Source organism: Rhizohabitans arisaemae, assembly GCF_025996515.1.
Classification (GTDB): domain Bacteria; phylum Actinomycetota; class Actinomycetes; order Streptosporangiales; family Streptosporangiaceae; genus Rhizohabitans; species Rhizohabitans arisaemae.
In genome coordinates, this window is record NZ_BLRH01000035.1 from 755265 (window position 1) to 781247 (window position 25983).

Sequence of the window (25983 nt, forward strand, 5' to 3'; positions counted from 1 at the left end):
TCCCTTCAGAAGGTGTACGGCAGGCGGGTGACGCCGTTGTCGAAGTTGGATTCGAGCAGGACGGGCTCGCCGGCGGACCGGATGTCCGGCAGCCGGGTGAACAGCTCACGGAACATCACGGTCATCTCCCGGCGGGCCAGGTTCGCCCCCAGGCAGAAGTGCGGTCCGGGCCCGCCGAAGCCCACATGCGGGTTCGGATCCCGGGTGACGTCGAAGACGTCCGGCTCCTTGAACACCGTCTCGTCCCGGTTCGCGGAGACGTAGAGCAGTGCGACCTTGTCCCCGCGGGTCAGTTCCTGCCCGCCCAGCTCGCAGTCCCGGGTGACGGTCCGGCGGAACTGCATGATCGGCGTGGCGTGCCGGACGATCTCCTCGATCGCGCCCTTGATCCGGGCGTCGTAGTCGCCGAGCAGGTGTTCCCGCTGATCGGGGGAGTCGGTGAAGAGCTTCAGCCCGTACGCCAGCGCGTTGCGCGTCGTCTCGTTCCCGGCCACGAGCAGCAGGGTGAAGAACGACCCGAGCTCCCGCCAGGTCAGCCGCTCCCCGTCGTGGTCGGCGTTGACCAGCGCGGACACCAGGTCGTCCCCGGGTCTGCCCCGCCGCTCGCGGCCCAGGCGCACCACGAGCCGCTGCAGGTCGACCAGGGCGTACACGTTCCCGGCCGCCATCCGCAGGGTACGGACGAGGTCGGCGCGGACCCCGGTGTACTCGGTGGAGACGTCCACCCGGCGGTGCACCCGGGCCCTGTCCCGCTGCGGCACGCCGACCATGTCGCAGATCACCCGGATCGGCAGCCGGGCCGCCACCTGCCGGACGAAGTCCCCGGGTCCTTCGGCCAGCACGTCGTCGACGATCTCGGCCGCGGCCCGCCGCAGGTCGTCCTCCAGCTTGGCCAGCATCTTGGGGGTGAAGGCGCGGGCCACGATCCGGCGCAGGCGGGCGTGCCGCGGGTCGTCCATGTTCACCAGCGCCTCGCCGAAGACGTGTTTCACCCAGCCCGGCGGCTCGGGGGTGGAGACCGACGGCTCGCTGCTGAACAGCTTGGGGTTCCTGCTCGCCTCGACGACGTCGGCGTGCCGGGCCACCGCGTGGAACCCCGAGCCCTTGCGCAGCAGGGGAACCCTGCGCTCGGGGAAGAACGCCAGACCCTCCCGGGCGCGCAGCCGGGCGAAGGCGGCCTCGCGCCGGGCCGGCGGCTGCCGCCAGAAGGCCAGGTCGGCGAGGTCGATCGGGTCGGTCACGGTCCGCTCCAGATCATGAGAAGCCCCGCCATCGACAGGGCGGCGACGACGAGGGTGACGAGGGGGTGCCCGAGCCGGGCCGGGGCGAGGGTCTGGCGGATGACGAAGACGACGATCAGCACGGCGACCAGGGCGATCCCGAACGGGGCCCACGGCCCGCGCTCCGGGGCGGGTACGGCCTCCGGCTCCCCCGGGGCTCGCGGGCCGGGCGTGCCCGCCTGCCGCGCGGCGGCGAACACGGCGGCGTCGCGGTTCCACAGGACGGTTCGCACCTGCGGGGATCGCGCCAGCGCGGTCCTGATCCGCATCCCCCATCCGGCGGGATAGCCCAGCTCGCTCTCCAGGTACGCGTCCTGGCCTCTCGTCGAGATCAGGAGCGCGCCGGGCCCCGCGTCCCGGAGCGCCGCGAGCAACGAGGAGACGTCCCGCGGGTCGGCCGGGAGCGCGGTCCCGGCGAAGGTCACCCGTTCGATGTCGCGGGCCCCGAGCGGGATGCCCCGGGCCTGCGGGCCCAGGTGGAGGACCCGGACCCGTCCCCGGTCGGCGGCATGCACGGCGTTCACCGCCGCGATCTCGCCGTCGGAGAACCAGGAGTACCGCTCGTCCCCGTACCGGGCCACGAAGAAGGACCCGGCCAGCGCGGCCACGGCGGCGAACGCGAGGGTGAGGGCGAGCCAGGCCCGCCCGTCCCGACGTTCGCCCGCGGGCAGCCCGGTCAGGGCCGGGTACCGTTCGGGGGTCAGCCGGTCGCGCAGGCGGCGGGTACGGACGGTGTCGGGGACGCCGGGCAGGAACGCGTAGGCGGCGAGCAGCGCGATCCCCGGCAGCGCGAAGAGGTAGACCTCCGCGAAATCGGCCGTGGGCAGGGCGAAGAGCGGGGCGAGGAGCAGTGCCAGCGCGGAGCGGTCGATGACGTCCCGGCGCATCCGGCGGAGCTGGCCGAGCCCGGCCAGGGCGAGCAGCGTGGCGCAGATCAGCAGCCGGAGGTCGAGCATGAACCGGGGCACCTCCCCGGCCGGGGAGGCGGTCCCGGGGAAGGCGAACCAGGTGACGGCGAGCATCGCGAGCAGGATCGGGGGCAGCCACCCCGCCCGGTGGTGCCCTGCGGCGACCATCAGGACGCAGACCCCGAACATCGCCGCCGGTACGGTCTGCGACGAGGCGAGCGCCACGGCCAGGCAGCCGATCAGCAGGGCGGCGAGTGGGACCCGCCCGGCCGCGCGGGACGGCCACTGACCGGAGATCCCGTGATCGTCCCGGCCGAACCAGGTGACCAGGATCGCGGCGAACCCCAGGTACAGCAGGTAGGTCACCGCGCCGGGGGAGAAGAGGTCGAGTCCCGCCCACTGCGCGACGACGAAGATCCCTCCCGCGAGCCACTTGGCCCGGCGGTCCGCCCGCATCCGGCGGAACAGCAGCAGCAGCGGCACCGGGTAGAGCAGGTTGACCACGACCGGGGTCCAGGTCAGGATCGGCCCGAGGTCGCTCACGCCCGCGGTCCGCAGCGCGAAGGCGACCCCGGCCAGGACGCCGGGTGCGCCGCCGGGCGGGCTCTCACCGGTCCGCAGGATGTACTCCACGACGCCCGCGTTCCCCCACGCCGCCGCGGAACGGGCGTGCGGTTCGACCAGCGGCGCCGCGGCGTGCAGGCAGAACGCGATCGCGGCGAGCTGGATCGAGAGCAGGTACGGCCGGTGTTCCGGCCGGCCGAGGGTGATGAAGAAGGCCGTGACGATCAGCGCGAGCCCGATCAGCGCGGCCGGGGGCAGCACCGAGACGAGCCCGAGGGCGTCCGCCTGGTAGAGGTCGACCCCGGTGTAGGGCCCCGGGGTCAGCTTGAGCGCCAGGAGATAGAGGACGAGGCCCTCGACGACCAGCAGGCCGGGGAGCCAGATCCGCACGTGGTCGACGAGCGAACGCCGTACGGCCGTCCGGGCGAGAAGGACGTCCGGCCGCACGATGGGCGTGACCACGGTGGTGGCGTGCGGATCCGCGGTGGGGTCCACGATGATCACGGTCGGCTGCTTGGCCACCAGGGTCGGGTAGCCGCCGACGATCACCATGACCAGCGTCGGGGTCTCGTCGGGGGAGGGCATTTCCCGGCGGATCTCCAGCGGGGTGTCCCGGGGACGCTCCCGGCGGAGCAGGCCGATCAGGCCGGGGGTGACGGCGGCCGCCACGACGAGCTGGCTGCCGAACATGGTCACGCCGAGCCAGGTGAGCCCGCCGAGGAGGAAGGCCGCGGTGCCGGAGGAGATCACCAGCGCGCACAGCAGGCCCTGGATCACCAGGAGCCGCCGCGACCGGCTCTGCGCGCGGAGCACCCCGAGATAGATCTCGATCACCGCGTGCGGGAGCGTGGCCAGGGCCAGGAACCGGAGCACCGGGGCGGAGTGCTCCGCGAACTCGGGTTTGCCGACGATCGTGACCAGCCACGGTGCCAGCAGCACCGCCGCGCCGACGATGGGGGTGAGCAGGAACAGGGTGCGTTTCAGCGCGGTTCGGCAGTTGTCGGCGAGCCGGCTCGTGTCGAAGGAGCCCTCGACGGTGAGCGAGATCGCCATGTTGATCGCGAGCATGTCGAAGACGCCCGCCAGGGTCACCGCGGCGCCGAAGTACGCCGCGTCCTCGAGGGAACCCAGCCGCGACACCAGGACCGGCATGAGGTAGACGCTGGTGAGGATGAGGACCTGGCCGGGCAGGTCCCCGGCGAGGAACCGGCCGATCCGCCGGGCGGTCGGCGGGGTGCGGTATCCGGTCTCCCGGGCGTGCCGGGGCACCAGGTTCCGGAAGATCAATATCGTGACCGGGATCACGGCCAGGGCCGCGGGCACGGTCCAGGCGAGGAAGATCCCCTGGCCGGGGAGGAGCTCGGCGAGCGCCGCGACGATGACGATCTTGGAGACGCCGACCCCGATCCCCACCAGCGGAACCCAGGAGGCCTTGCGCAGCCCGGTCATCACCACGTCCTGCAGGGTGAACACGCACCACAGCACGACGGAGAGCAGGAACCACGCCTCCTCCGGGAATCCGCCGAGCCCGTAGCGGTGGGCCTTCTCCCCCGGGTCCTGGGTGAGCAGGAAGCCGCCCGTGGCGATCGCGGCCGCCGCCCCGCCGACGAGGTAGGCGAGCCGGATCAGCCGCCCGGTGCGCACCCCGCCCTCGGGGAGGAACCGGGTCAGCGCCCCCACGAAGCCGAAAGAGGTCAGCGCGGCGAGCAGCCGCATCGCCGCGATCAGCGCGAACCCCCGGCCGTAGTCCGCCACGGAGTAGAACTTCCCCGCGATCGCCCAGTACGCCAGGCCCAGCACCCCGGTCGCCCCGGCGTTCACCATGAGGGAGTAGGCGTTGCGCAGCAGCGGATTGTTCAGATCCTTGGGCAGGCGGTTCCAGAGCGCGGCCCAGCGGGGCGGACGCCCCGCGCCCGCCCCGACGTCATGGGTGGTCGTCTCAGTCACGGCGCACGACCCGCCGCAGGCCGTACCGTGTCCTGCGCACCACCGCGTACCCCTTGGTGAGCACGCGCTCCCGCAGATAGATCCGGCCGACCGACCGCCCGGCGGTCGCCCGGCGGAACCGGTCGATCGAGGTGGCCGGGCCGACGGTCAGCCGGGGGAGCGCGTAGCGGTCCGGTCCGTCCCCGCCGAGCAGGTCGTTGGCGACGGCGCAGGCCGCCGTGTAGCCCGCGGCGCGGACCTCGGCGCGGACCCGGGCGCTGGAGTAGCCGTACGGATACGCCATCGTGGTCACCGCCCGGCCCAGCCGGTCCTCCAGCAGCGCCTTGTTCCGGCGCAGCTCGTCGCGGAGCCGGGCCGTGGGCAGCTGGTCCAGCTGGGGGTGGCTGTGGCTGTGCCCGCCGATCTCCACACCGCACTCCGCGGCCTCGGCGAGCTGACCCCAGCTGAGCATCCGGTCCAGGCGGCGCCCCGCCTCCTGGTGCCCGGCGTCCTGCACCCAGCCGCTGGTCGTGAAGACCGTGGCCGGGAAGCCGAACCGGGTCAGGATCGGCAGGGCCTCGGAGTGGAAGTCGGCGTAGCCGTCGTCGAATGTGATTACGACGGGTCGCCCGGGGAGTCCCCGTCCGGCGTCGAGCAGGCCGGAGAGGGTCAGGGGGGTGAACCCGCCCTCCCGCAGCGCCGCGAGCTGCTCGGCGAAGGCCGCCGGGGTCACCGCGAGCGGCCTGGTCGCAGCATTGGGGCGATCGGTGACGGAGTGGTACATCAGCACCGGAACCCTGACGGTCATCTCGCTCGCTCCGTTCCCCTCCGACCCCGATCGCCGGTCAGTCTCGATCCCCGCCGGTCGACGCCCGCCGGAACGAGCGGCTCAGGCGGCCGACGGCGTAGCCCGCGGTGGTGAAACCCAGGCCGAGGACGATCGCGGTCGCCCTGGACACCCCGGACAGATCACCTCGTACGGCTTGCGCCAGCCCGCGCAGCACGCCCCGCGGCAGGGTCTTCACGACGTGCGCCCGCTCGCTGGACAGGCCGTCCGCGCTGCCCACGCTCCGGGTGACCTGCGCCTTGGAGAGCCCTTCGGCGTAGCAGCGGGTGCGGAAGTAGCCGAACCGGGAGCGTTCGCCGGGGATGCGGTGCCCGATCGCCGCGCGCGGCTCGTAGAGCAGCACCGCGCCCGGTCGCTCCTGGCTCAGCCTGATGCAGAACTCGGTCTCCTCACAGCCGAGCGGACGCTTGCCCCGGCCCCGGCCGATCCCGGTGCGAAACCCTCCGACCTGGGCGAAGACCTCCCGGCGGAACGAGGCGTTGCCGCCCATGAGGTTGCGGACGGGGGAGCGGCCGGTGGGCATGCCCCGGTAGGTGCAGCCCACCGTCCAGTCGAACTCCTCGGGAAACCAGGACGGGCGCCGCCTGGCCCACAGCGGCCGGGTCAGCCCGCCCACCCCCACGGTGGACGGGTCGTCGTACCCGGTCAGCAGGTGCGCCAGCCAGCCCGGGTCGGCCACGGCGTCGTCGTCGAGGAAGGCCACGATCTCCCCGGTCGCCGTCGCCACCCCGGTGTTCTTGCCGCCGGACAGCCCGCGCTCCTCCCGGTTCGCCACGACGATCGCGTCGGGGTGCTCCCGGCGCAGCCGCCGGTACAGGGCGGGGTTGTGGTCGACGACCACGATGAGCTCGTCCGCGGGGTGGGTCTGGACCCGGATCGAGTCCAGCGCCGCCGCGATGTCGTCCAGGCGGTCCTCGGTGTAGACGCAGACCACGACGCTGACCGTCCGCCGGGTGCGTTCCGGCGTGCCGCGCGTCGCCGTCTCGGGTCGGCGGCGGGTGGACAGCGGCGCCGGGCCGGTCATCGCGGGTCCCGGGTGGGCAGCGGCGCCGGGGCCCGGCGCGTGAACGGCTTGCGCCGCTCCCGCAGGATGGTCTTGAGAACGCGCCAGCCGTCCCGCAGGACGCGCAGGTTGCTCTCGCCGTGGATCCGGTTCCGCTCGTGGCTGGGGATCTCCTGGATGCGCAGCCCCGCCCGGGCGGCCCGGATGTTCATCAACGTCTCGATCTCGAATCCGGGGCAGTCGAGGTCGAGGGTGTCCAGGTGCCGGGCCCAGAAGGCGTTGTACCCGTAACACAAGTCGGTGTAGCGGGTGCCGTAGAGCCAGTTCACCAGTCCGCCCAGCATCCGGTTGCCGACCCGCCGGCCCAAGGTGATGTCGTCGCTCCCGCCACCGTTGGCGAAGCGTGACCCCTTGGCGAAGTCGGCCCCGGTGACCAGGGCGCCCACAAACTTGATGATCTCGCGTCCGTCCGTCGAGCCGTCGGCGTCGATCATGACGATGATGTCGCCGGTGCACGCGCGGAAGCCGGAGGTGAGGGCGTCGCCCTTGCCTTTGCCCTTCTGCTGGACGATCCGGAGCCCGGGGCGGAGCCGGCGGGCCACGGCGACGGTGTCGTCGGAGGACCGGCCGTCGACCAGGACCACCTCGTAGATCCAGTGCGGAAGGGTGGCGAAAACATGCGGGAGATTCTCGGCCTCGTTGAGCGCCGGGATGACCACACTGACAGTGGGAGAAATTGCTAGACTCGCTGTCAGAGGGATATAGGGGGTCAAATTTACACTAGGCTTTACATTTGGTAAGGACGGAACAAAGGATTTGGTGCTCTCGGGGGTCATGGTGCTGGGTCCTTTCGGACGGTCTGTCTCTCGTAACGGGAGCCAAACTGACCGGCGCGACTGAACGGGCGCGCAAGCTTTCCGTCCCGGTCCGAATGGGGATCGTGTGGAGAGTCTCCTACGGGGTGCTTGCGATCTGCTTAATCGGGGCTTTAAGCCAGGGGACCTCCTGAACGGACGCCGGTGAAAGGTGTCACCGCCGGATGACACAGCTGGGGAACACGGGTGACCGCTCCTGACGACGCACTTCAGGGACGGTTTGGCGCACGTAGCCGGGCGAAGCCCTTCAGCACCCGATCGGCTCGCCGGTAGAGGCCGGGGTGGCTGAGCACCAGGGCTCGGGTCCGGACGAACGGAACCCGGCCCAGCCAATGCGCCGAGGCGGCGAGTGAAGGCCGGGAAATCCGGCCCTCCGCGACCGATGATTGGCCGCTTTTAAGCCAGCCTTTGTATTCTTTGCCGCCTTTGCCCATATCGATGGAATGCAGTCCGGCCTGTGCCGCTGCTTCGGCAAGCCGGAGATGGTGCACCATTCCGGGGGAATAGCCGGAGTAGGCGTCATCGTACGCCGGGAACCACCCAACAAGTGTGTGTTTTGTGCGCAAACCGAAGTGTCCTGCGATAGGAGTGTCGCCTGCGTAGAGCATCGTGAGGCATCCGGCGAAATCCTCGCTCCGGTGCCGGTGCGTCTCCTTCAGGAGCGCGACGATCCACGGCCGGGCGAACCGGTCCACCCGGCCGGTCCTGCGGTACTGGTCCGACTTCCAGCGCATCAGCCGATCGAGGAGGGCGGGGTCCGCCGCGGCCCAGACGAATCGGAGCTCGCCGTGCTCCCGGCCGAGCTTGCGCTCCTTGTAGCGGATGGTCTTGAAATTCTTGGGCGACGCGGCCCGCACCGTCTCGGCCCAGGTCTCGAAACCGGAGGTGAGGTCCATCACCGGCACCGGGTGCACACCGGACTGGTACGGGGCGAACGCCCGCTGCCCGGGGACCAGGTGGTCGAACTCGAAGACGTTCAATCCACATCCGCGGAGCAGCTCCCGGCCGTCCAGCTCCAGGTCCCGATCGCTGATGACCGCGTGGCAGGTGGTGAGGAACCCGCCGAGGGGGCGGCCGATGCCAAATGGATGTCGCTCATACGGGAAAAATCCGACTATGTCGGGACCGTCGTTGATCACGGCCACCCGGACGTGGTCGCGCAGGGCTCCCATCGCCAGGGTGAACTCCACCGACAGAAAGGCGTTGTCGAGTGACGGAGTGGACCCCTGGAGCTCCCGCCACCGCCTCCTCTCGCGCTCACCTAGGTCGTTCGGGTGAGTGACGGTGATCTGCACCGGTCGATGCCTCCTTGTGGAAATCCTCGGCGTTGGCCCGGGGGTTGGGTCTCCGTCAGGCCGGTCTCCGCCGGAAGCGGATCTCGGTCAGCGGCTCTCGACGTCCGCGGTCGCGGTCCGGGCCTTGACGGACGGCGAGAGCGCGCCCATGGCCCAGAGGAAGCCGCTGACGGCGGCGACGACGATCACTCCGACCTGGGGGGACCACGCGTCGAAGGCGAGCATGCCCGCCGCCGTCGCGGTGTTCACGACGACGCTCGTGGCCGTACCGATCACCAGGGCGGACTGGAGGTCCCGGCCGCGCGCCGCTCCGGCGGCCGCGAGTCCCGGGAGGACGAGCAGGAAGACGAGGGCGCACGCCGCCCTGATCGGGCTCGCCACGTCGGCGAGCACCAGGGCGGCTCCGGCTGCGGAGGCGACCAGGGCGACCCCCACGGCGAACCACCGCAATCGGCGAACGATGCCTTGCACTCCCGCACTCCGTAGTGAGCATTGCGAAACCATATCCGTGGACGCTCGCCGCTCCTATGGGAACAACGTTGTCGGTCATCCCCAATGGGGATGCTTATTGACTCATTATGGTTTACCGGATCACAGATAAAACCTGTAGCTGGTGCACGATTTAATGTGAATTTTCGTCCTCTGTCGGGTCTGTTCCGGACGGGAGGGGGGCCGGGGATTCCCCGTGCCAGGCGAGCTCACAGTGGGAGTCACCGCCGTCGGAGAAGATCGTGATCGTCGCGGCGCCCGGGGCCGAAAGATCCGTCACGGTGATCGAGAGCGTGACGTCCGCACCGCGGCCGAGCCGTCCCCCGCCCGGGGAGACCACGGCGTCGCCGCGGACCACGGCGCTCCACGAGACGGCCGCGTGCCTCGCGGTGAGCGTCATCGTGCCGAGGCCCAGCTCGTCGACCGGGTCCGGGCAGTCCACGGCGAGTACGGCGCGGCGTGGCGGCCTGGGCGAGGCGGTGGGCCTGGGCGCCGGGGTCCTGGACGGGCGCAGGATCGGACGCCGGGTCGCCCGGGACGTCGGAGCCGGCGGCCGGGGGGCCGCCTGCACCCGGGTCGGACCGGGGTCGGGACGGAGTGCGTCCTTCGGGCCGGGAGCCGGGCGGTCGGCCGACGGGGTGCCGGCGGGCGGGTACGGCGCCGCCGGGGGCTTGGCCGCCTGGACGGAGCCGGGTGGGTTCTGCTGGGCGGCGCCCACCGCCGCGACCCCGAACATCACCGCGAACAGCCCGGCGACCGAGACCGCGATCGGGCCGGGGCGGCGGCCCGCCGGCCGTACGGAATGATCGCGGACGACGGGGAAGCCGTTCGCGGCGAACCCGCCGGCCCGCCCGCCGGCGGGGCGCGTCCGCGGGGGTCGCGGTGCGTCCGCGGCGTCGGCGACCTTCCGCCCCAGCGACAGCGGCGGCCGGCGCGGCGGCACCGCCGCCAGCAAGGCGGCCGCCGAGACGTGCCGGCGCCGGGCCAGGTCGCACACCGCGCATCGGACCACGTGGCGGGTGACCCGCTTGCGGCGCAGCGGTCGCAGCCCTCTGGTCTCGGCGGCCATCGCCTCCATCAGGACGGCCAGGTCGGGGCACCTGGTCATGCCCGGGCCGGTCAGCACGTCGGCGGCGGCCGCCCGCTCCAGCCGCTCCCCGGCCCGGGCGAGGATCAGGCCCGTCCGCTTCGAACTCGTCCCGAGCACCGCGGCGGCCTCGGCGACGCCGAGGCCGTGCCGCGCCACCAGGATCAAGACCTCCCGCTCCTGCGGCGCCATCGCCCGCAGCGTCTCGGAAACCGTCCGGGCCGGTTCCGCGACGGGTGCCTCCTCCGCGACCGGGCTCCGGCCGTTCGACGTCCCCGAGGGAGGGAGGGGCCGCCCGAGCAGCCGGGCCCGGGTCATCGCGTAGAGCCAGGGCCGGAACCGCCCGAGGTCGGTGAGCCGGTGGATGTGCCCCGCGACGCCGGCCAACGTGTGCCGGACCGCCTCCGCCGCGCCCGCGTCGTCGTAGAGGATCGCGTGGCAGTAGTCGTAGAGGCGTTCGCCGTAGGCGTCGTAGAGCTCCGCGGTTGCCTGCGGCTCGCCCCGCCGCAGCGACTCGGCGAGCTCACGTTCCTCGGCATGTCCGACAACTCGCCAACCAGGCACAGGTCCTCCCCCAGGCTAGGGGCCGGCCACCACGGAATCAGCTGGGGTTCACCTGGCCCACACCGCTATGACGCCCGGTTTACTCAGTGGGTTGACTTCGACCCTAATGACATGACTTATGAGGGCAATGTGACTGATGGGAAAAATAGCGAGGTATAACCAATCAGCCTGAGATCTCGCCGGACATTAAGGGAATTATCAAATAATTGATGGATCGTTCCTACCTGGGCGGATTTCGGAGACAAGCGCTGGAGAAGGCGCCGGCCGGTCCCGGCTCCACCGCGGCACGTCGCCGGGCCTTGACCGTGACAGCCCCGTCGAGACGCGTTCGGGTGACCCGGATGGTTTTCACGCTTCAGGTCTGGTCCGCGCCGAGTGTCGCCGTACGGCGTCCGATCGCATGCCGGGGCGGGTCGCGCGATCGGCCGGGCGACGCCCGGCCGGGATCACTGGTTCGTCGACGCGGGGGTGGTCGTGGAGGGCTTGGGGCAGTTGGGGGCGCAAAGCCGGCGGGAGATGCCCTCCAGGAAGAACTGCGCGACCTGCTTGATGTCGGTGGCCACGTAGGCGTCGCCGTTCGTGGCCTGGGCGATCGCCGCCATCCGCTCCTTGCCGGCCACGGCGTCCTGGCCGAAGGCGATGATCAGGATGCTGACGGGGCGGCTCTTGTCGAACTGCGCCTTGAGCTTCTTCAGCAGCTGCTCGTCGGTGAGGCCGCCGCCGGGGTCGTCGTTGCCCTGGCCGTCGGTGAGGACGAGGATGGTGTTGATCTTATCGGGCTGGTAGCCCGCCACCATCTCCTCGTACGCCGCGGCGAGCGTGTCGTTCAGCCCGGTGTCCCCGTTCTGCTTGGCCTGGATCTGCCCGAGCCGCTGGTTGATGAACTCCCGGCGGGTCATCCCCTCCACCTTGCCGCCGAGCGGTCCCACCTTGACGAACTCCCGGTGGTCCACCCCCTGGCCGTCCAGATGCGTGGAGAACTCCCAGACGCCGATCTCGGACTTGTCGTTGAACCGCTTCATCCCCTCGACGGCGGTCCCGGCGATCGCCTGCATCCGGGTCAGGTTCGTGCCGGGTACGGGCAGCGCCATCGTGCCCGAGACGTCGAGCAGCGCCAGCATCCGGGTGCCGAGGTTGAGCCTGCTCCACGCCTGAGCGATCTTGTTGACGGTGCCCGCGCTCGGCTTGCCGATGGCGCCCAGCGGCTTGGTGTCGATCCCGGCGCTCTTGGCGACCGCCTCACCCGCCTTGCCGTCGGCCGTACGGAACCCGGCCTTCTGCAGGATCCCCCGGCCCTCGGCGCCGACGAGCTTGGCGCGGAACGCCTCCGCGGCCTTCTTCTTGGCCGGGTCCTCGGCGGCGACCACGTAGGGGTAGTCCAGGCTGAGGGTGCCGTCCGAGGGGTAGAGCGCGACCGCGGGGTCGGCCGGCTTGGACTGGTTGAACGCCCACACGTCCCGCTCGGACACCAGGCCGAGCGGAGCGCGCTTGGACGGCTTGCCGAACGTCGAGAAGAGTTTCTCCGCGCTCTGCACCGAGGACTGCGAGAGCTGCTTGAGCACCCCGGCCAGCTGCTCCTGGGCGCCCGGGGTGTCCCCCAGGGCACCGGCGCCGGCGACGATCGCGCCGAGGCCGGCCGCGTTCCGGGCCGGGTCGGGGGTGAGGAGCCGGATCTGCGTGGACTCGGTGGCGCCGAAGGAGTGGACCAGCTCCATCAGTTTGGCCCAGCCGGGCTCGGGAAGCCGCTCGGCCAGCGCGTCCGCCGCGGACTTGGCGGTGGCCATGACGATCGGCGAACTGGCGATCGAGGGGGAGGAGGCGATGACCGACGAGATCGCCTTGCTCTTGGCGCTCGCCGCCAGCCGCGCCGCCCAGAGGCTCGAATCGGGGATCCAGACGTCCGCGGTGAGCGTCTCGCTCGCCCCCGCGAGCCCGCTCACCACCCGGGAGGAGTCGACCTTGCCCACGGTGACGGCGTAGCAGCCGGGCTTGTTGAACTTCTCCGCGATCTCGGCCACCGCGGGGCGGATGTCGGGGGAGGTGGTGACCTTGAGCGCGATCGGGGAACCCTCGGGGCACCCGGTCTCATCGGCCACGAGGACGTACGCGGCGACCGCCAGGAGAACGGCGAGCGCCACGGCGCTGGTGAGGGCCACCAGGATCTTGGCGCCTCCGCCGGAGCGTTTCGTCCGGCGGGAACGCCCGCGGTCGCCCGGGTCGGTGTCGCCGTCTGCCCGCCGGCCGCGGGACCGGCCGGACCTGGGCTCGTCCTCGTAGTCGTCCCCGCCCCGGGGGCCGTCCTCGCGCTCGCCGAGGAAGGCGTAGCGCCGTTCCGGCTCCTCGCCCGCGGGTTCGGTACGGCCGACGGGCGGGTGCTCGCCCGTGCGGTCGCGGACGGGGGCCGGCTCGTATCCCCGGGCGGGGTCGGGTCCCTGACCGGTCTCGATCGGGACGCGGTAGGCGGGGTGGATCGTCGGCTCGTCGTATCGCTCGTCGGGGGAGGCGATCCGGTACTCGCCGGTGCTCTCGTTGAACCCCGCGTCGTACTGCGGACGGTCCTGTTGCGGCGTGCCGTACTCGCGGCTGAACTGGTCGTCGTAGTACGCGCCGCCCGCGGGTCCGGAGGGTTCCGAGCCGTGGGGCCGCTCTGAGCCGTACGCCTGATCTGAGCCGTAGGGCTGATTGGAGCCGTAAGGCTGGTCCGTGCCGTAGGGCTGGTTCGTGCCGTAAGGCTGATGCGCTCCATACGGACCCTGGTGATCCGAGCCGTAGGGTTGACTTGATCCGTAAGTCTGACCTGAGCCGTAGGTGTTGTCAGAGCCATAGGCCGGATCCGTACCGCCATAGGCAGGATCCGCACCATAGGAGCGATCTAAGCCGTAATTGCCGTCTGCCCCATAAGGCTGGTTTGAGCCGTAGGTGCCGTCGGAGCCGTAGGCCGGATCTCCGGTGTAGGGACGGCCGGAACCATAGGGCTGGTCCGCCTGGATCGGGCCCGTGTTCGGGCCCGTGTAGTCGAGGTCGGGGTGCTGGCGACCCGAGTTCGGCTGATCGGGGTATGGATAACCTTGATCATCGTTTCGGTGGCGTCCGCCCACGAGTGTCCTCTTCGTTCTACCGTTCCCTCAGCGGAGAGACCTTTAGGAAGCTTATGGCGTAATGCTTACGGAACCATACTGTCATCCAATAGGTCGGCAAAATGGCCATCCTACTGCGACGACTACGCTACGCGTTCGTAATCGTACTCAGGGTGTCCGGCTCCGAACGCGATACATCTTGACACTCACCCCGGTACCGATACGCTGAGGGGACGCGATATGTCGTGTTACGGGAGTACGGGGCGATGTCCGCCATAGAGGCACGAGAGCTGGTCAAGACCTACGGTACGCGTGTCCAAGCCCTGGCGGGCGTCACATTCACCGCGGCCGCCGGATCGGTCTGCGCGCTGCTCGGCCGCGGCGGCGCCGGGAAATCCACCACAGTCAAGATCTTGACCACGTTGATCAGCCCGGACTCCGGGGAGGCGTCCGTCGCCGGATTCGACATCCGCCGCGCCCCCGACCAGGTCCGCCATGTCATCGGCGTCGTCCGCCAAGCCGTCGGGGACGGGCGGCGGACCGCCCGCGAGAACCTGCTCAAGCAAGGCGCGGGGTACGGCTTGCGCGGCGCGCTCCTGACCGCCCGGGTGGACGAGCTCCTGGAGCGGTTCAGCCTGACCGAGGAGGCCAACCGCCCCGTCCGGGGTTACTCCCGGGCCCTGCGCTGCCGCCTGGACATCGCGATGCAGCTGGTGCATCGGCCGGACGTGCTCTTCCTCGACGAGCCCTCCGCCGGGCTGGACAGAGCCGCCCGGTACGGACTCTGGGCCGAGCTCACCGGCCTCACCCGGGACCACGGCCTCACCATCCTCTTCGCCACCGGCGAGCGCGAGGAAGCCGAGCTCAACGCCCACCGCGTGGTCATCGTGGACCGCGGGAGGATCGTCGCTTCCGGCGCGCTGCAGGAGCTCACCGGGAGCCTTCGCGGCGACGCGATCCACATCAGGCTCACCCAGCCCGCCAGGAACGGGGAGATCCGCCGCGCTCTGGAGGAGCTGAGCGAGGTCGCCGAGGTCGTCGTCAACGGCCGCGTGCTCTACGCCCACGTCGACGACGGCGTCCGCGACGCGCCCGTGGTGGCGAGCGCCCTGGAGGCCGAGGGCCTCACCGTCGCGGCCATCACCGTCGGCCGCCCCTCCCTGGACGACGTCCACTTCCGCCGCACCGGCCGCCAGCTGTACTGAGCCCCCGCCCGTACGGGCCGTACGGGCGGGGGCTCGTCGATCCTTTTCGGTCAGGCGCTGTACGCCCAGTCGAGGAGATGGGCGGCGTCGTGGTACCGGGAGGCGGAGCTGTACTCGTCCAGGACGGCGCCGACGATGAGCCAGCCGTCCCGGTCGGCGGCGAACAGCAGGCAGAACCCGGCGGCGTTGGTGAACCCGGTCTTCACCCCGAGGGCGTCGGGGTAGGTGCGGAGCATGGCGTTGGTGTTCCGCCAGCTGTGCGCGTCACGGCCCGGCCCGGTGGGAAGGGTGTACCGCGACGTGTTCACGATCGAGGAGAAGACGGGGTCCAGGAGGGCGAGCCGCGCCAGCCGTACCTGGTCGGCGGCGGTGGACAGGCCCAGGCGGCCGTTGCGGTCGGGGTCCGGAAGCCCGTCGGGGTTCGCGTAGAAGGTCTGGTCCATCCCGAGTTCGGCGGCGTACCGGTTCATCTTGGCGACGAAGGCCTCCTGGCCGGGGCCGTAGGTACGGGCGAGGGCCTCGGCGGCGTCGCTCGCCGACTCCAGCATGAGCGCGTACAGCAGTTCCCGGGCCGTCAGGACTTCGCCGGCGCGCAGACCGGCGTGGGTGGCCCCGTTGGCCAGGGCGTGCCGGACGTCGGCCTGCGTGATCCGGATCTTGGTGTCCAGCCTGCCTTCCTGCAGCACGACGTAGGCGGTCATGACTTTGGTGAGGCTGGCCACGGGACGCTCTTCCCGGGCGTTCTTGGCGTAGACGGTCCGCCCGGTCTGGGCGTCGTACAGCAGGGCCGACCGGGCGTCGAGCGCGGGACGTCCCGGCGCCACATCCTCCTCGATCGGGATTTCGTCCGTGGGTACGGCGCCGAGCGCGGCTTCGAGGCCGGCGAGGGTGTCGGCGAACCCGTCGGGCCGTTCGCCGGGGAACCCGTCCTCGGGCCCGGCGGGGGGCCGGGGGTCGAGCGTGGTTCCGGGGTTGGCGGACGGCGACGCCAACGCGGGCGCGGCCGATACGCCGATCAGCAGACCCATGAGCAAAACGATGACGATGTGTGCGATCCACACGGTACGTCGCAAGGTTCCTCCCGAAAGAGATCGAGGCTCGGGAAGTGTGACGGTCCGATCGCGGGGAGACGCCGATCGACGGCGTGGTTCACTCTCCCGGGTGATGAGGCGATCGCCCAAGCCCCTTGGGTGGTTCATCAATCTTTGGGGGTGTATCTAGAAGAATATGCGGTTTGTCAAATTTTGTGAAGATTGATGAAAAGGATCTGTCATGGGCGACGGGGGAAAGCGTGGTTCGGTTAACGGTACGGCCCGGGGCTGTGGGAGAACCGTGTCCCGTCGAGCGGCGGACATCGGCCCTGAAAGCCATCGATCCAGGTCATGGCCGGGAGATCGGCCAACCGAAACGGCCGCGGTGCCGTAATCGACCGGCGATCGGGAACATATCCAGATAGGCCATCCGGAGACCGGACCCGCACGGTACTCACCTGCTATGTCCGGACATTCACGAATCCCGACATCGCCGACCGGGCCGCGACGGCCGGTCGATCCGGCTACCTCTCTCAGCCGGAGTCGCGGGCGGGCTCGGGGGTGGGTGAGGTCTCGGTCTCCGCGAGGGCCGCGGCGGACCTGCGCCTGCGCCTGCGTCGCCAGCCGAAGAACCCCAGCAGCCCCGCGACGACCACGGCCATGATCAGCCCGGCCGCCAGCGGGGACCGGGTGAGATCCAGCAGCCAGCCCCAGAAGACCCCGGCCCCGATGATCCACGGAGGGGTCCAGAGCAGCGCGCCGAACGCGCTCGCCACGACGTACCAGGGATAGGAGATCCGGAGCACCCCGGCGACGCTGGGCAGGGTGTGCCGGAGCACCGGAACCCAGAAGCACCCGAACACCGCGAGCGCGCCCCGCTTGCGCACCAGGTTCTCGATGGTCTGGATCCGCTGCCGGCCGATCCTGGTGCCCAGCTTGGAGGCGTAGAGCTTCTCACCGACGAAATGCCCGAACCAGTAGTACCCCTGGAACAGGGCGAACATGATGAGCACGCAGATCGCGGCCCAGAGCCAGAGCGGCATGCCGAGCCAGCCGGTCTCGGTGACGACGGATGGGGAGAGCGGGGAGAGCGACTTCATCCGGATCACCGCCGTCGTCTCGAGAGCTGATTGGTCGCGATATTAGGAGAGCCTAACCTCACCGGCTGCTTTCGGCCACGCCGGGAAGGCGGTCGCGCCGTACCGGCCAGCTTACGGACGCCACTCGACGCTCGCTGGAGCGCCTGCCCCGCGGCGTGCCCCGATCAGTCCCACAACCCGGTCAGCTCCAGCGCCTCCTCCGGTGAGACGGCGTGCCGCACCCCCGGCACCGGATGCCCGAACGGGTCGAGCAGCCGCCAGCCGCCGAGCTGCACCACCGGCGCCCGGCCGCCGCGCATGGCGAGGGCCAGCTCCGACAGCGTCCCCCACGATCCGCCCACCACGATCACCGCGTCGCCCGATTTGACGATCACACTGTTCCGCGCCTCGCCGATCCCGGTCGGGATCACGATGCTCAGATCCGGGTTCGCCTGCGTGCGGTCGGCCCCGGACAGGATCCCCACCACCGTCCCGCCCGCGCCGCGGGCACCCGCCGAGACCGCGGCCATCACCCCGCCGTAGCCCCCGCAGATCACCACGGCTCCACGCCGTGCCAGCAGGCGCCCGACCTCCCGGGCGTGCGCCTCCTCCGCCTCGGTGCAGTCCTGCGGCCCGCAAACCGCCACCTGAATCCCCACAATCCCATCTTCCCCACCCCGTACCGGCTTAAGAACTCCCAACATGATGATCTTTGTTGAGGTTTCATCTCTTGCTGTAGCGGGCGGTGAGAGAAGCACGGGTGGTGCGGGCAAACCCTAAGAAGTCGGCGCCGAACCGCGCGGACCTCGGCTACCGCTAGGACCACGTCCATGGATCGGCTGCTCTGACCGAGCGGCTCACCGGCTGCGAATACGTCCACGAGACCAGGGAACTCACGGCGGACGGCTCCCGCCTCACCGACCATTCGGGACTCACCGTACGCCTGGCGCTCACCGCCACCAGCGCGCTGCTAACGTCGGACCCCACCAGGGCGGCCACGCCTGCCGAGCCGGAGCTCACCTTGTTCTGAACACCACCGGCCGGTTCGCGGTCGGCTGTCCGGGCCACGCCCCGTCAGCCGAGACAGGACCAGCCGCAGGATGACCGCCTCGACCAGCACCGCCTCGACCAGCACCGTCACGCCCCGCGTCGGCGCCCGTGTCCTCCTGTTGGACCCCGCCGACCGCGTACTGCTCATCCACGCCCTCGACCCCGCCGACCCCGCACATCACTGGTGGGAACTGCCCGGCGGCGGCCTAGACGACGGCGAAGATCTCCAGACCGCGGCCCGCCGCGAAGTCGCCGAGGAGACCGGGATCATGCTCCCCGCCCTCGGCCGCACGCTGTGGGTGCGGGAATCCCGGTTCCGGTACAAGGGCCGCGACCACCACCGCATCGAGCACGTGTTCCTTGGGCGCACCCCCAGTACCGCGCCGCAGGCCGCGCTCCGGCCCACCGAGAACGAGAAGGCCGGGCTGATCGAACGCCGCTGGTGGCCGGCGGACGAACTGCGGCAGTGCCGCGACAAGCTCCTGCCCGCCGAACGGCCCGCCCTGCTCGACGACCTGCTCTCCGAACGGTTCAGCCCTACACCGCTCACCCTTGTCGGCTGACCGTCCTCGGCGTGCGGGCTGCTCGACGGTACGGCCGGAGCGGGCGCCCGAGGCGCCGACCGCGGGCGCATGCGGTGACCGGGCCTCGTGGGTGCCTTCCACGATGAGCTCGCGGATGAACTCGGCCGACGCGGCGAAGACGTGGGACGGCCGTGAGCGGGGCCGACTCCTCAGGAGGCGTTTCCGGTCGCCAGGGCGGCGCGGCCGCCGGCGAGCTCGGGGATGTGCATGTACAGGGTCGACCTGCTGACTCCGAGTAGGCGGGCGATGGAGGCCACCGAGTTGTCGGAACGGGTGGGCAGGTCGCGGGCACGGCGGGTCACGGAGGAACTCGTCAACGCCTTCAGGCGAGTGTCGAGCAAGGAGAACGTCCTGTTTTAGTGGCCGACGCCGCGCCGACCGCCCCGGACGGGAGGGTGCGGCAGGTGTTCCCGGCGGTCCGCGGCGGGGAGCGGACTCTGCGCGACCTGGTGCATGAGTGCATCTTCTGACATGGGCGTCGACTTTCCGGCGGGCTGATGTCCGTCTCGCGCGACGTCAGCCGATCGACGTACGGGGAAGGTCGGCGAAGCGGTCGAGCAGACGGGTGAACTCGGCTACGAGGTGGTCGAGCAGGCGCCGCCCCGTTTCCGGGGTGGCCGGGTCCACGGGGTCCGTCGTGCCGTTGATGCGGGCGATCCAGTCGTGCTCGGCGACGAAGGCGCCGGGAAGGGCCGGCGGGGTGCCGCCGGGAAGCGAGGGCGTCCGTGCGGACTCCTCGCGCACGGGGAGGCCGAGGCCGAGCAGGAGGGCGGCCTCGAAGGCCCCGGCGTGCCCGGGGACGTGCGCGATGCCGGCCTGGCGGGCGAGTTCCACCAGGCGGTCGCCGCCGAGGGTCCAATAGGAGGCGGCGGCCACCGTCACCTCGTGGTCCAGGACCGCGTCCCGGGCGGCCTGGCGGACCAGGTCGTCGTTGCCGCCGTGGCCGTTGAAGACGACGACCTTGCGGAAGCCGGTGCGCGCCGCGCTCTCGATCAGGTCGCCTAGTACGGCGAGCAGCGTGCGGCCGCGCAGGGAGAGGGTGCCCGGGTAGGGCAGGTGGTGGTGGGAGGAGCCGTAGGCGAGGGCGGGCGCGACGAGCACCGCCGCGCGTGCGCCCGCGGCGGCCCGCAGCGCCACCTGCTCGCTCACGACGGTGTCGGTGCCGACCGGCAGCCGGGCGCCGTGCTGTTCGGTGGCGCCGATCGGGACGACCAGGACCGCCTCGGGTGACAGCCGGGTGAGTTCGGAGCTGGTGAGCTCGCCAAGGATCATGTCGCGGACTCCTGACGTTCGGGTGCGGTCGACGGCAACCTACTACGAACCATTTACGCACATGACGCCCGACCCTGTCACGGCCTCGGGTTTCGACCCGTGGGTTGGCGGAAAGGCCCCCGACCAGGGGTTCTTACAAACTATTTTGGTACTGTGACCGAAATGAAGTCCATCTCCACCCGTCCGCAGATCCGGATCCGCCTCGGCATCGTCGTTCCCACGGCGAGCGAGAGCGTTTTCCAGGACGCCCTGGTCCATCTCCAGGGTGTCGACGCCCGATGGGTGCGTTATCAGGACGAAGACGAGATACGGTCCGCGGTGCGCGAGGTGCTCCCCGAGGTCGACGCCTTGTTCTTCGCCGGGCCGATGCCGCTGGACCGGTGCCGGGACCTGCTCCCCGAGGAGCTCCCCGTCGCGGTCGCCCGCCAGGGGCCCATCGACCTGGCCCTGGCGCTGCTGCGCGCCCGCGAGCAGGGGCTCGCCCTCGCCCCCGCCAGCGTGGACACCTTCGACGAGCAGGTCGTGGAGGAACTCGCCGGCGAGCTCGGCCTGCCGGTGCGGGCGATGCGCGTGCTGCCGTACGCCCCGGGTCAGGAGGTCGAGGACGTCGTCGGCTTCCATCTCCGGATGCGGCGGCGGCACCAGACCCACTACGCGGTGACGGGACGCAGCCTGGTCTACGCGCGCCTGCTGGAGAGCATCGACGTCCCGGTGCTGCGGTCGGTTCCGGTGGTCGCCTCCATCCGGTCGGCGATGAACGAGGTGGTCCTGCGCGCGGTTTCCGCCCGGCACTCCAACCTGCGCTTCGCGGCCGCCGTCTACCGGTTGCTGGAGGACTCCGGCCTGTACGAGGCGGGCGTGGAGCGGGTCAACACCCTGCGCATGTTCTTCGACGCGCCGGAGTTCGCGGAGACCTGGGTCGAGCCCCGCGGCGATCAGTCCGTGCTGGTCTTCGCACACAAGGGCCTGCTTGAGGAGATCACCAAGTCCTGGACCGCGGTGCCGTTGATCGAGGATGTCCGGTCGCGGCTCGGCGTGCGCATGGCGGTGGGCTTCGGGGTGGGCGAGTCGGTGCGCGACTCCGTGCGCCACGCCGAGATGGCGGTGCGCCGGGCGATAGCCGAAGGCGGTGACACCGGCTACCTGATGACCGAGGGTGGCCTGGTCATCGGGCCGATGGGGACGGCGACGGGGTTGTCGCGCTATGCGTACAAGACCGACGACCGGACCGACGGCGGCGGGTTGCGCGAGCTGTCGCAGGCGGTGGGCCTCGGCGTCTCCACCCTCTCCCGGCTGGCGGACCTGGAGCGACGGCTGGACGGCGCGGGCGCGAGCGCCGAGGAGATCGGGCAGGCGCTGCGGGTGAGCGTGCCGAGCGGCCGGCGCATCCTCCGCGTCCTGCGCGAGAACGGGCTCGCGTCCCTGGCCGGGCTCTCCCAGCCGAGTAAGCGCGGGCGTCCCAAGGGGCTGTACCGGCTGGACATCGGCAGTCGGCTGAGCGATACGGGACAGACCATCTGATTTCGCTCAGAGACGCGGGGTCTTGACGCGACTTACCGTTCCCTGCACACTTAGGGCCATTATACGAACCATTTACGAACATGGTCGTAAATTTGTGCTTCTCCCCGGAGGCTTCGGGGAGAAAGGAGCAAAGCGTGAAGCCCATCCAGCGTCGACGCCTCTTAGAAGGGGGTGTTCTCCTGCTCGCCGCGGGCCTGGTCAGCGCCTGCGGCGTCTTCGGGGGTACGACGGGAGAGACCGCCACGTCCCCCGATTCGGGTCCGGTTGCCCTGGAGTTCTGGACGATCAACCTGAAAGAGGGCTACACGCCGTACATCGAGGGTGCCATCCGCCGCTACGAGCAGGAGCGCAAAGGCGTCACGGTGAAGTGGGTGGACATCCCCGACTTCGAGCAGACCCAGAGCAAGCTGCTGGCCGCCATCAGCGGCGGCGCCACCCCGGACGTGGTGAACATGACCCCGTTCATCCTGCCGAAGTTCGCCGCCACGGGAACGATCCACGCGCTTGACGACCTGGTCCCCGACATCCAGGCCGTCGCCGGGGAGTACGCCCCCGGGTTCTGGGACGCCGGGGTGATCGGCGGCAAGTCGTACGCGATTCCGTTCTACGGCAGCGTCTCGGCGCTCATCTACAACACCGAGCTGTTCGAGAAGGCCGGGCTCGACCCGGGCAAGCCGCCGGCCGACTGGAACCAGGTGTTCGACGCCGCGAAGAAGATCCGCGAGAAGACCGGCGTCTCCGGGTTCGTGCAGACCCTCGACGACTTCAACGACGCCGGAAACCCCTCCGACATCCTGGCCGGGCAGGCGGGCGTCCCGCTGCTCTCCGCCGACGGCAAGAAGGCGGCGTTCGCGACCCCGGAGGCCGTCGCCCACCTGGAGCGGTACGCCGCGGGCGTCAAGGAGGGCTGGATCGACCGGACCTCGGTGAACGGCGGCGTGATGGACGGCGCCAAGGTCCTCGCCCAGGGCAAGACCGGGATGGTCTTCCTCGGGCCGTGGATCCTGCGCTGGCTGAAGGACAACACCGACGCGGAGACCTTCAAGAGGTTCAAGGTCGCCGCGCACCCGGCGGGCGCGGGCGGGGCGGCCAACGGCTTCCTCCAGCAGTTCGCCGTCCCCAAGTCGAGCAAGAACCCCAAGCAGGCCCTGGACTTCGCCCGGTACTTCAGCTCCACGGTGCTGGAGCTGGCCAAGCAGGCGCCGGTGCTCCCCGGGATGGTCTCGGTCGCCAAGGACCCCCACTTCCAGTCCACCCCCGAGATGAAGGTGCTCGTCGACCAGCAGATGAAGTTCTACTGGCCGAAGCACCCCGCCGTCGGGGAGCTGTTCGCCTCGCTGCGCACCCGCTTCCAGTCGGCGTACCTGGGTGACAAGACGCCGCGGCAGGCGCTCGACGAGGCGGCGGCCGACTGGGACCGGATCCTCGCGGCGGGGCAGTGAGCGAGCCGGTCGGCCGGACCGCGGAACGCGGGCGCTCCTGGCGCCGGGTCAGGGACTCGCGGTGGGGATGGCTCTTCGCCGTCCCCGCCGTGGGGCTGATCGGCGGCTTCGTCCTCTATCCCGCGGTGAACACCCTGCTCTTCAGCTTCACCGATTTCAACGGCCTGACCCCGGCGTCCTTAGTCGGCCTGGGGCAGTACGCGGCGCTCGGCGCCGACGGGGTGTTCCATCGCACCCTGCTGAACTCCCTGCTCATCACCGGGGCGGTGACGGTGCTGCTGGTCTGCCTGCCGCTCCCGGTGGCCTACTGGATCCACCGCGGCATCCCGCTGCGGCGCTTCTTCCGCACGATGCTGTACCTGCCCGTGGTGGTGCCCGTCATCGTCTCGTCGGTGGCCTGGAAGTGGCTGCTCGACGACAACGGGCTGATCAACTACCTGCTGGTGGCGGCGGGCGTGACCGAGCGCCCGATCTCGTGGCTCTCCGACCCGGGATGGGCGGTCTGGTCGGTGATCGGCGTCATCGTGTGGCGGGCTTTCGGGATCTACCTGCTGATCTATCTGGCGGGGCTGGCGACCATGCCGGAGGAGCACTTCGAGGCGGCGGCCATCGACGGCGCCGGGCATGTGCGGACGTTCGCGAGCATCGTGGTGCCCCGGCTGCGCGGTTCGATCGTGCTGAGTTCCGTCATCGCCTTCGTGGCGGCGATGCGCACCTTCGACGAGATCTACGTGCTGACGGAGGGCGGCCCGGTGAACGCGAGCAAGAACACCGCGTACTACATCTGGGAGTCGGCCTTCTCGTTCTTCAAGTTCGGATACGGCAGCGCCATGGCGGTCGTGCTGCTCCTGGCCGTTCTGGCGATGGTGCTGATCGGTCTGCGACTGGCGAGGAGATCGTCGTGAGGGGACGGACCAAGCAGGCGTTCCGGCCTGTCCCGCGTATCGTGATCATGGTTGTCCTGGGGATCTCCTCCCTGGTGGCGATCGGCCCGCTGGTGTGGCTGGTGTCAACCTCGTTCAAGAGCCGCGGGGATGTGTTCGCGGTGCCTCCGGAGCTCATTCCGGCCGACCCCACCTTGGACAACTACTCCCACGTATGGACCCAGGCCGACGTCCAGCAGTACCTGGCCAACAGCCTGCTGGTGTCGGTGGGCACCGTGCTGCTCAACGTGTCGACGGCGGCTCTGCTGGGATTCGCCTTGGGCAGGTTCCGTTTCAAGGGGCGGCGGCTGCTGTTCCTGCTGGGGCTGAGCACCATGATCATCCCCTTTCCGGCGATCATGCTGCCGCTGTTCGTCACCGTGAAACAGCTGGGACTCACCGACAACCTGCTCGGGATCATCATCCCGACCGGGGCGATGACCCTGTGGCTGTCGGTCTACATCCTCCGGGAGGCGTTCCTGGGGCTGCCGGACGAGCTGGAGGAGGCCGCCGTGATCGACGGCTGCTCACCGCTCCGGCTGCTCTTCCAGGTGATGCTGCCCCTGGTGAAGGCACCGCTGGCCACGTCGGCGATCCTGGTGTTCACCCTGACCTGGAGCGAGTTCCTCTGGCCGCTGGTGATCATGCGGGACCACTCCCGGTTCACCATCTCGGTCGGCCTGCAGTACTTCATGTCGACACTGACCTCCAACTGGCACCACATCGCCGCCGTCGCCGTGATCGCCTCACTGCCGGTCGTGGTCGTCTACCTGGTGCTCCAGCGCTACTTCTTCTCCGACGTGCTGGCCGGATCGAGCAAGGGATGAGCGTCATGAGAGTCATACGGCTGGAAGCCGTACCCGTCTCGGTGCCGCTGCGGGAGCCGTTCACCTCCGCACTCGGCGTCCAGGCCGTCTCCGACTACGGGATCGTCATCGCCGAGGCCGACGACGGGTCCGTCGGGCTGGGCGAGATCTCCCTCATCTGGCACGGCGACGGCGCCGCGCTCTGCGGGCTGGTGAACCGGGTGCTGGCCCCCGCCGTGGTCGGCGCCGACCCGTTCGAACCGACCCGGTTCCAAGCGGTCGCGGCCAAGTTGCTCGCCTTCGGCCGGCACTCCCTGACCGCGGTCGCCGCGGTCGAGACCGCGCTGCTCGACCTGGCGGGCAAAGCCGTGGGCCGGCCCGTCTGCGACCTGCTCGGCGGCAAGGCGCGGGACCGGGTGCCGCTGTCCATGTCCCTGCCCATCGGGCCTGCGGAGGAAGTCCTGGCCCGGGCCCGCAGGCTGGTCGGGGAGGGGTTCACCACGCTGAAGGCCAAAGGCGGCGGGGACGGCGACCGGCTGGTCGAGCTCGTCGCCCGGCTCCGGGAGGAGTTCGGGCCCGGGCTCGGCATCCGGGTGGACCTCAACATGGCCTGCCCGCTGGCGAAGGACGCGCTCCGGCTGATCCGCAGGCTGGAGCCGTACGACGTGCTCTCGGTGGAGCAGCCGCTCCCCGCCGACGACGTGGACGGCATGGCGGAGCTGTGCGCCAGGTCGGAGGTGCCGATCATGGCCGATGAGAGCGTCTGGACCACCGGCGACGCCTGGCGGGTGCTGCGCGCCCGGGCCGCCGACCTCGTGAACGTGTACGTCCCCGAGGCCGGCGGTCCGCTGCAGGCCCGCCGGATCACCGACATGTGCGCGTCGGCCGGGGTCGGCGTGGCGATCGGGAGCATGCCGGAGCTGGGGATCGGTACGGCCGCCGCGGCGCACGTGGCGTTCAGCTCACCCCGGCTGGACCAGCCGAGCGACGTGGCCGGGCACCTCTACCACGCGGACGACGTGGTGCACGGCACCCTGGTGATCGAAAACGGGTTCCTGCTGCCGCCCACGGCCCCCGGGCTCGGGGTCGAGCTCGATCGCGACCGGCTGGAGCGGTATCGGATCGCCGCCCCCACGACCAGCTCCGTGCTCTGAA

21 protein-coding genes are annotated in these 25983 nt (G+C 70.6%); 7 read left to right on the plus strand and 14 right to left on the minus strand.

Annotated features, from left to right (window positions below; translation table 11 throughout):
* Window positions 1-5 precede the first annotated feature (5 nt).
* The 9 genes from RUR_RS25405 to RUR_RS25445 all read right to left on the minus strand — a co-directional run bounded on the left by RUR_RS25405 (window position 6) and on the right by RUR_RS25445 (window position 13936).
* Window positions 6-1241, minus strand: a complete 1236-nt coding sequence (locus RUR_RS25405; RefSeq protein WP_283137694.1) for a cytochrome P450 — start codon at window positions 1239-1241, stop codon at window positions 6-8.
* On the minus strand, window positions 1238-4699 hold the full coding sequence (locus RUR_RS25410) for a polysaccharide biosynthesis protein (protein ID WP_283137695.1): 3462 nt from the start codon (window positions 4697-4699) through the stop codon (window positions 1238-1240). The genes RUR_RS25405 and RUR_RS25410 overlap by 4 nt, the downstream gene beginning before the upstream one ends.
* Window positions 4692-5486, minus strand: a complete 795-nt coding sequence (locus RUR_RS25415) for a polysaccharide deacetylase family protein (RefSeq protein ID WP_283137696.1) — start codon at window positions 5484-5486, stop codon at window positions 4692-4694. The genes RUR_RS25410 and RUR_RS25415 overlap by 8 nt, the downstream gene beginning before the upstream one ends.
* A 37-nt stretch (window positions 5487-5523) precedes the next feature.
* A complete protein-coding gene (locus RUR_RS25420) occupies window positions 5524-6549 on the minus strand; it encodes a glycosyltransferase family 2 protein (RefSeq protein WP_283137697.1) in 1026 nt (341 codons plus the stop codon).
* Window positions 6546-7247 (minus strand): glycosyltransferase family 2 protein, encoded by a 702-nt coding sequence (locus tag RUR_RS25425; RefSeq protein WP_283137698.1) that lies wholly within the window; start codon window positions 7245-7247, stop codon window positions 6546-6548. Before RUR_RS25425 ends, RUR_RS25420 begins: the two co-directional genes overlap by 4 nt.
* Before the next feature lie 365 nt (window positions 7248-7612).
* Window positions 7613-8698, minus strand: coding sequence for a GNAT family N-acetyltransferase (locus RUR_RS25430; protein ID WP_283137699.1), 1086 nt, complete (start codon window positions 8696-8698; stop codon window positions 7613-7615).
* A gap of 87 nt (window positions 8699-8785) precedes the next feature.
* A complete protein-coding gene (locus tag RUR_RS25435; RefSeq protein WP_283137700.1) occupies window positions 8786-9169 on the minus strand; it encodes a hypothetical protein in 384 nt (127 codons plus the stop codon).
* Window positions 9170-9320: 151 nt separating this feature from the next.
* On the minus strand, window positions 9321-10838 hold the full coding sequence (locus tag RUR_RS25440) for an RNA polymerase sigma factor (protein WP_283137701.1): 1518 nt from the start codon (window positions 10836-10838) through the stop codon (window positions 9321-9323).
* Window positions 10839-11284: 446 nt separating this feature from the next.
* A complete protein-coding gene (locus RUR_RS25445) occupies window positions 11285-13936 on the minus strand; it encodes a substrate-binding domain-containing protein (RefSeq protein WP_283137702.1) in 2652 nt (883 codons plus the stop codon).
* Window positions 13937-14181: 245 nt separating this feature from the next.
* On the opposite strand from RUR_RS25445, the gene RUR_RS25450 reads away from it, so the two are divergent.
* Entirely contained in the window at window positions 14182-15120 is a 939-nt protein-coding gene (locus tag RUR_RS25450) for an ATP-binding cassette domain-containing protein (protein ID WP_283137703.1), read from the plus strand.
* Window positions 15121-15170: 50 nt separating this feature from the next.
* Here RUR_RS25450 and RUR_RS25455 read toward each other — a convergent pair whose 3' ends face one another.
* The 3 genes from RUR_RS25455 to RUR_RS25465 form a co-directional block, all read right to left on the minus strand.
* Complete coding sequence (locus tag RUR_RS25455; RefSeq protein WP_283137704.1) at window positions 15171-16148, minus strand: D-alanyl-D-alanine carboxypeptidase family protein; 978 nt, start codon at window positions 16146-16148, stop codon at window positions 15171-15173.
* A 536-nt stretch (window positions 16149-16684) separates the two neighbouring features.
* Window positions 16685-17251: a DedA family protein gene (locus tag RUR_RS25460; RefSeq protein ID WP_283137705.1), complete on the minus strand. Its 567-nt coding sequence runs from the start codon at window positions 17249-17251 to the stop codon at window positions 16685-16687.
* A 164-nt stretch (window positions 17252-17415) separates the two neighbouring features.
* The gene (locus RUR_RS25465) at window positions 17416-17889 is read right to left on the minus strand and encodes a TIGR00725 family protein (protein WP_283137706.1); all 474 of its coding nucleotides are present in this window, start codon (window positions 17887-17889) and stop codon (window positions 17416-17418) included.
* Window positions 17890-18330: 441 nt separating this feature from the next.
* On the opposite strand from RUR_RS25465, the gene RUR_RS25470 reads away from it, so the two are divergent.
* Window positions 18331-18843, plus strand: a complete 513-nt coding sequence (locus RUR_RS25470) for an NUDIX hydrolase (RefSeq protein WP_283137707.1) — start codon at window positions 18331-18333, stop codon at window positions 18841-18843.
* A gap of 170 nt (window positions 18844-19013) precedes the next feature.
* Here RUR_RS25470 and RUR_RS25475 read toward each other — a convergent pair whose 3' ends face one another.
* Together RUR_RS25475 and RUR_RS25480 are read right to left on the minus strand one after the other, a co-directional pair.
* Entirely contained in the window at window positions 19014-19205 is a 192-nt protein-coding gene (locus RUR_RS25475; protein WP_283137708.1) for a hypothetical protein, read from the minus strand.
* A 175-nt stretch (window positions 19206-19380) separates the two neighbouring features.
* Window positions 19381-20136 carry a creatininase family protein gene (locus tag RUR_RS25480; protein ID WP_283137709.1) on the minus strand — a complete coding sequence of 252 codons (756 nt, stop codon included), beginning with the start codon at window positions 20134-20136 and terminating at the stop codon, window positions 19381-19383.
* 162 nt (window positions 20137-20298) lie between these two features.
* Here RUR_RS25480 and RUR_RS25485 point away from each other — a divergent pair, with 162 nt between their 5' ends.
* The 5 genes from RUR_RS25485 (at window position 20299) to RUR_RS25505 (ending at window position 25982) form a co-directional block, all read left to right on the plus strand.
* Window positions 20299-21657 carry a hypothetical protein gene (locus tag RUR_RS25485; protein ID WP_283137710.1) on the plus strand — a complete coding sequence of 453 codons (1359 nt, stop codon included), beginning with the start codon at window positions 20299-20301 and terminating at the stop codon, window positions 21655-21657.
* A 134-nt stretch (window positions 21658-21791) separates the two neighbouring features.
* A complete protein-coding gene (locus tag RUR_RS25490) occupies window positions 21792-23099 on the plus strand; it encodes an ABC transporter substrate-binding protein (RefSeq protein WP_283137711.1) in 1308 nt (435 codons plus the stop codon).
* Window positions 23096-24004 (plus strand): carbohydrate ABC transporter permease, encoded by a 909-nt coding sequence (locus tag RUR_RS25495; protein WP_283137712.1) that lies wholly within the window; start codon window positions 23096-23098, stop codon window positions 24002-24004. Before RUR_RS25490 ends, RUR_RS25495 begins: the two co-directional genes overlap by 4 nt.
* Window positions 24001-24849 carry a carbohydrate ABC transporter permease gene (locus tag RUR_RS25500; protein ID WP_283137713.1) on the plus strand — a complete coding sequence of 283 codons (849 nt, stop codon included), beginning with the start codon at window positions 24001-24003 and terminating at the stop codon, window positions 24847-24849. The genes RUR_RS25495 and RUR_RS25500 overlap by 4 nt, the downstream gene beginning before the upstream one ends.
* Window positions 24850-24854: 5 nt before the next feature.
* The gene (locus RUR_RS25505; RefSeq protein WP_283137714.1) at window positions 24855-25982 is read left to right on the plus strand and encodes a mandelate racemase/muconate lactonizing enzyme family protein; all 1128 of its coding nucleotides are present in this window, start codon (window positions 24855-24857) and stop codon (window positions 25980-25982) included.
* Window position 25983: the final 1 nt, after the last annotated feature.